The sequence below is a fragment of the Gardnerella sp. 26-12 genome, assembly GCF_001660745.1.
Lineage (GTDB): Bacteria > Actinomycetota > Actinomycetes > Actinomycetales > Bifidobacteriaceae > Bifidobacterium > Bifidobacterium swidsinskii.
Map to the genome: position 1 here is coordinate 1 of NZ_LWSR01000106.1, position 6,264 is coordinate 6,264.

Annotated in this window: 5 protein-coding genes; 1 reads left to right on the plus strand and 4 read right to left on the minus strand. The window is 44.4% G+C overall.

The genetic code is table 11. The features are described from left to right. Positions 1–78 precede the first annotated feature (78 nt). A complete protein-coding gene (gene upp, locus A5295_RS05315) occupies positions 79–717 on the plus strand; it encodes a uracil phosphoribosyltransferase (RefSeq protein WP_004136544.1) in 639 nt (212 codons plus the stop codon). A gap of 140 nt (positions 718–857) precedes the next feature. Here upp and A5295_RS05320 read toward each other — a convergent pair whose 3' ends face one another. From A5295_RS05320 to A5295_RS05335, 4 genes are all read right to left on the minus strand, one after another. After that, a complete protein-coding gene (locus A5295_RS05320; RefSeq protein ID WP_064622035.1) occupies positions 858–1,655 on the minus strand; it encodes a type 1 glutamine amidotransferase in 798 nt (265 codons plus the stop codon). A gap of 5 nt (positions 1,656–1,660) precedes the next feature. Further along, a complete protein-coding gene (locus A5295_RS05325) occupies positions 1,661–3,079 on the minus strand; it encodes a Mur ligase family protein (RefSeq protein ID WP_064622037.1) in 1,419 nt (472 codons plus the stop codon). A 15-nt stretch (positions 3,080–3,094) separates the two neighbouring features. Continuing rightward, a complete protein-coding gene (gene dnaB / locus A5295_RS05330; protein ID WP_004105840.1) occupies positions 3,095–4,555 on the minus strand; it encodes a replicative DNA helicase in 1,461 nt (486 codons plus the stop codon). Between the two features lie 64 nt (positions 4,556–4,619). Next, positions 4,620–5,981, minus strand: coding sequence for an MATE family efflux transporter (locus tag A5295_RS05335; protein WP_064622039.1), 1,362 nt, complete (start codon positions 5,979–5,981; stop codon positions 4,620–4,622). Positions 5,982–6,264: the final 283 nt, after the last annotated feature.

Genomic DNA, 6,264 nt, shown 5'->3' on the forward strand with positions numbered 1-6,264 from the left:
CACATTTGTTTATATTTTGCGCAAAAATAACGGCACGCCGATAGCTTAACATGCCATGCTTGCATTACCCTAGAAGGTATGGATCTTCATGTTTTACATCATCCGCTGGTGGACCACAAGCTCACCGTTTTGCGTGATAAGAATACACCTTCTAATATTTTCCGCGAGTTGGTTTCCGAATTGGTAACCCTCGAAGCATACGAAGCAACCCGTAATTTGGAAGTTAGCGATCGCGAGATTGAAACTCCTATTTGCAAGATGACTGGCAAGCATTTGAACCGCCCACGCCCAATGGTTGTGCCGGTTTTGCGCGCTGGTCTTGGCATGCTCGATGGCATGACTCGCCTTCTTCCAACCGCTGAGGTTGGATTCCTTGGCATGAAGCGCGACGAGCAGACGCTCGACATTGTCACTTATGCCAACCGTTTGCCAGAAGATTTGACCGGTCGTCAATGCTTCCTTCTTGACCCAATGCTTGCCACTGGTGGCACTCTTATTGCCGCTACGCATTATTTGGCTGAGCGCGGCGCTAAGGATGTTACTGCTATTAACATTTTGGCAGCCCCAGAAGGCTTAGAGCGCTTGGAGAAGGAACTTGATCCTTCCATCGATTTTAAGGTTGTTGTTTGCGCTGTTGACGAGCATTTGAACGACAAAGCTTATATCGTTCCAGGTCTTGGCGACGCTGGCGACCGCTTGTATGGTTTGATTGATTAATGCACTCACCAAATCAAGCGAAAACTAGAATCAAAAACTAAAATTCTAAAACTACAAAAAGCCTGCTGATTTGCAATACTTTGCGATTTTCAGCAGGCTTTTGTGTTTAGAGTTGACAAATTTTAGCGCAGATAAATCTCTTACCGCGGACGTGTTACGGCCACTTCGCGAGCGCGCTCTGCTAATTCGTCTAGTTTCGCAAGCTCCGCGCGTTGAGCATCAGTTTGCCTTGGCGAAAATTCGCCGTAACGATTTTGTGCAGCAGTACGAATTAAAAAGTCAGCCAGACGCGGATTTTTCGGCAAAACTGAGCCGTGCATATACGTTCCAATAACATTGTATTTGCGCGCTCCTTCCGTGTGATCTTTGCCATTGTTACCGCAATTTTCACTATCAACCGAGCCAAGCGGCTGCGTGCCATCTTCCAAGCTTGTGCGCCCAGAATGGTTCTCGTAGCCCACAATATCGCCAAAATCGTCGCTATGTTCCACAAGATTTCCAATCATGCGCACATCTTGACCAACCGTATGCTCGCCAAGTATTCCAATTCCTTTAAGCTTTTGACCCTCAACGGTTTCAAAATACTCTCCAAAAAGCTGGTAAAGTCCACAAATCATAAGCATTGGAACGCCATCTTTTGCAAGCTCACGAATCGCGTCTGCGCGTGCAAATAAATCTTCAGTAACTCTGCTTTGCCCATGATCTTGACCACCGCCGCCAAGAATCATATCCACGCGCTCTGGCCATAAATCACCAACGTTGTACTCGTGAAGCACTGGCTTGTAACCGTACAATTCCGCTCGGCGCATAATCGTAAGCACATTGCCGTAGTCGCCGTAAATATTCATGTCTTTTGGATATAGCGACACAATATGTAGCACGCGATTTTCGGCTTCAAAAGTAGCATTTGCTTTACTAATATCACTGGAACCATTCATGACAATTACTTCCCAACTCCAACGTCTTTAACTTCCGCGAGTTGCGCTAAAGCAGCGCGTACGCGAAGCATGGCAGTATACGTGCAGTATATGCGTTTAGCATTTTTAGTATTGCCACTAAAATCGCCATTTACAAAAGCTTTAGCATCTTCTTCCAAATCCGTATTCACATTGCGAGCCTCAACCTTATCGTATTGCAGCCGCAAAGCCATATCCCATGCGCGAGTACCAGAAACGCACTCAACTCCAGTGCCGCTAAAGCTTGCAAAATCAACGTCCCACAGCCAGCTCATGTCTCTACCGTCCGCATATTCGTCACAAATTGCAATCATAGTATCGTGATTTTGCGGATGATCCGAAGCGATTGCAAGCCTAAAACCAATAGGATTCTTCACTAAAACAAGCTCAACAGGAGCGCCATTAACTTCAATTACTTCGCCTCTACCAAAAGCAGGAGTTACGTGCGAAATCGCTTCCATAAGCGCGTCGTCGTCGAATTTTTGCAGCGCAGAATTTTGTTTTGCAGCGTCCGCCAAGATAGCGCGAACTACTGTTGCTGCAGCAGCAGCGTTGAAAATATTGTAAGCGCCGTCGAGTTTTACAGATGTGGTTTTACGCTTGCCATCAAGTATAAACTCAGCCTCATGGTCTCCAACTTTTGAAAGCACAACGTCTGCTTTAGGAAGATTGTTAGCCTTGCTTTCTGCAACATCTTCGCAATTTTCGCTTTTTTCGGAACTATTGTGCAAATCATCATCCGTCGGGAACATGCTTTTTACAGCGTCATCCAAACCAAAATACCGCACACAAGTCCCGGAAGGAACAACTTTTGCAAGCGCGCAAATACGTGGATCCTCACGGTTTAGCACTACCGTTCCTTCGGTTGCTTCAGCCACGTTGCTTAATAGTTTTGCAGTTGTGTCAATTTCGCCGAATCGGTCAAGCTGATCTCGCATAACGTTTAGCAATAAAGAGTAGCGAGGCTTGATTTGATTTACAAAATGCACTGCGTACGCTTCGTCGAGCTCTAAAACTGCAATATCCGCATTTAGTTTTGTGCCAAAAGCAGGCATTGTTTTTGCAAGGGCTGCCACTACTCCTCTAGTAAAGTTTGAACCGGTTGGATTAGTAAATACGTTAAGTCCTGCGTCGCGCAGCATAGAAGTTACCATACGCGTTGTGGTAGTTTTGCCATTGGTGCCAGAAATCAACACTATTCCGTACGGCAATGCGGCAAGAGTGCGCGCTAAAAAGCCAGAATCGAGGCTCTCAATAACTTTCCCAGGCAATGCGCTTCCACCATGGTGAAGCACCCTAGAAAGAGCGCAAACAAGCTTTCCTACAGCAGGCATGGCAAAACTGTACCAATGCTTATGCAAATTTTGGCGCAACTTTTTATGCGATTCATGGTCGCGGCTTGACATACTAAATCACACCCCTTATTGCTGGTAGTCTTGCGGCATATCCATGAACTTGGAAGTTGCACCCAAGAAGGCAAGATTAAACGTGTCAGTAGGGCCGTTACGATGCTTTGCCATAATAATATCTGCTTCGCCTGGGCGATCTTCCTTATTGTAAAAATCAGGGCGATGCACTAGGAACACAACGTCAGCATCCTGCTCAATAGAACCAGATTCGCGCAAATCTGAAAGCTGTGGTTTCTTGTCGTTTCGCATTTCCGGTCCACGATTAAGCTGGCTCAAAGCCACAACTGGCACTTCAAGCTCTTTAGCAAGAAGCTTCAGCGCACGCGAGAATTCCGAAACTTCTTGCTGGCGACTTTCCACGCGCTTACCGGAACTCATCAGCTGAAGGTAATCGATAACTACCAGTTTCAAATCATTTGTTTGCTTCAAACGGCGGCATTTTGCGCGAATCTCCATCAAGCTCATATTTGGACTGTCATCAATAAAAAGCGGAGCGTTTTGCATTTTTGTCCAAAAAGTATTAAGAGTATTCCAACGATCTGGAGTAATATCTTCCGCTCTTCGCATAGCAGCGAGTGGGATATTAGTTTCTGCAGCAATAATGCGCTGAGCCAATTCCACTTTGCTCATTTCTAGAGAGAATACAATAGACGTCATATTGTGGTGCAGTGCAGCCGAACGAGCAAAATCAATGCCAAGTGTTGACTTACCCATAGCCGGACGACCAGCAACAACAATCATTTGACCAGGCTGCAAACCCTGCGTAACTTCGTCAATATCTCTAAATCCAGTCGGCACACCTTGTTCAAGTTCGTGATTTTGCATTTTATCTAACTGATCAAGTGTATTTTGCAAAACTGGACCAATAGCAACGTAATCTTGACGCACTTTGCCAGCACTCATTTCATACACTTCTGATTGCGCAAGATTTACAATATCTTCTGCTTGCGCCCCGGAAGCAGAATAGCCCATTTGTGCAATTTTTGTGCCAGCAGTAATAACGTTACGAAGAACAGCATTTTGATGCACAATATCTGCGTAGTACATTGCGTTTGCGGCTGTTGGCACAGAAGCTACTAGGCTGTGCAAATAGTCAGCTCCGCCAACTTTATCGAGATTTCCATCTTTCATTAATTCGTTAGCTACAAGCACAACGTCAACAGGCTGTGAGCCAGCGAAAAGCGTAAGAATAGCATCGTAAATTGTTTGGTGCTGCGGTAAATAAAAATCTGATGTTTCAAGTAATTGAGACACTTCGCCAATAGCATCTTTGCTCATGAGCATTCCGCCAAGCACAGCCATTTCTGCATCAACATCGTGAGGAGGCACACGATCAAACAACGTAGCACCTACTTCGGCACCACGATTTGCAACGCCAGAACCATATGCAGAGGCGTCACCATTGCCACCATGATTGCTACCTGCGCGGATAACATTGCCTTTAGTAGATTGCCACATATCATTATCTGCCATAAAAACGAGTATAAACGCGCGCACGTATTATGAAAAACGTAAATGTATTAACACAAAACTTTATCTACATTTTTAGCGCAGAATCCATCCACGTATCATTTCTTATGCGCAAACTATTGCCTATTGCACGCCCCCCAATATAAACAGCATTTAAAACAACCCACAAAGTAATAGTTCTTATCACGTCATTAGCATCAACGATGACATCAAAAACGCTTGTGAGCGCCAAAAATGTTAAATATACGACAGCCATTACTGAGCAAGCTTTTGCCAAGTAGCGATGATCACCTGCGCCAATCAATACGCCATCTAGTGCCCACATCCATCCAGCAAGAGGCAAGAACAATCCTAATATTGTCATACCTACAGAAATTAAAAACTGAATATCTGTATGCTGACTAAATAGTGGCGCGCAACTCCAACCCACGAAAATCATGAATAAACCGACTCCTACGCTGCTTACAGCTCCCACTTGAGCACAAATACGCGTAATCATTCCTGCGCGCTTACGACAGCCTGCACCTAGCGCTGCAGCAACAATAGTCTGCGCAGCAATACCAATTGCATCTAAAATATTCATAACAAAATTCCAGCAAGAATTAGCAACCTGATACGCAGCGAGAGTATTGGTACCGAGATGAGTCGCAGTAACAACCGTAGCTACCATGCACACGCGCAATGCAAGTGTACGAACAAACAAAGGCATACCAGTTCCAGCAGAATGTAGAATATGCTGGAAATGCGGTTTGAGACGCGCACCACTTTGAGTAGCCCAAATAATTGCAGGAATAGTGAGAACAAGTCCCATATACCATTGCGCAATCATTGTTGCAATACCAGAGCCAGCAATTCCCATGTTGAGACCAAATACTGCGATTATATCGAGAATTGTATTTAGAACAGCTCCACTTACAGCAGCAAATAATGTTATGCGCACGTTGCAAAGACCGCGAAATATGCCATTTGCTGCATATACGAGTAGCATCGCAGGCAATCCAGGCATAACCATTTGTGTGTACACAATAGCATTTTGCAACGTAGAGCCACGCGCGCCTATTGCGTAGCATAACGGTTTAGCGGCAAAAATAAGTATGACTGTAAGAATTATGCCAAGCAATAATGCAAGCCACAACCCATCCATGCCAATGCTAAAACCTTCTCGACGCTTACCTGCGCCTAAAAGACGCGCAACCTGTGAAGTTGTATTGTAAGCCAAAAATAAGCAAAGACCTGTAGTAGTAAGAAGTACCGTTGATCCAATAGAAAGACCTGCTAGAGCACTTTTGCCAATGTGGCCAATAATAGCAGTGTCAATAAGTACAAATGCTGGCTCAGATATGAGCTGTCCAAAAGTTGGTACGGCTAGTAGCCAAATATTGCGTAATACGTCTTTTTTGTTCTGGTTGTCCAACTTTTGATTTGTCATAATGCTTCATTCTACTGCTACTTTGTCACGCTTGCATAAAAGAAAATTGCAATAGGCTAACAAATTTTATGCAAAAAGCAATTGCGAGTGAAGTAACACAAATATGCGTAAATCGCAAATAAAAATATTATTTTAAAAAGTTATCCGCAGGATATCCACAATGTTATCCCCACTATGTGGATAAATTTGTGTGATATCCACGTAGACACGCCTAAAATGTGGATAACTTATCTTTTTTATCCACATCAAGCAATTCGTGCGTGTCATATGAATAACTTATTCA

What these genes read in the sequence shown, in the direction of transcription:
- A5295_RS05325 (WP_064622037.1), bottom strand. Translation starts at nt 3,079, where the DNA reads ATGTCAAGCCGCGACCATGAATCGCATAAAAAGTTGCGCCAAAATTTG.
- dnaB (WP_004105840.1), bottom strand. Translation starts at nt 4,555, where the DNA reads ATGGCAGATAATGATATGTGGCAATCTACTAAAGGCAATGTTATCCGC.
- upp (WP_004136544.1), top strand. Translation starts at nt 79, where the DNA reads ATGGATCTTCATGTTTTACATCATCCGCTGGTGGACCACAAGCTCACC.
- A5295_RS05335 (WP_064622039.1), bottom strand. Translation starts at nt 5,981, where the DNA reads ATGACAAATCAAAAGTTGGACAACCAGAACAAAAAAGACGTATTACGC.
- A5295_RS05320 (WP_064622035.1), bottom strand. Translation starts at nt 1,655, where the DNA reads ATGAATGGTTCCAGTGATATTAGTAAAGCAAATGCTACTTTTGAAGCC.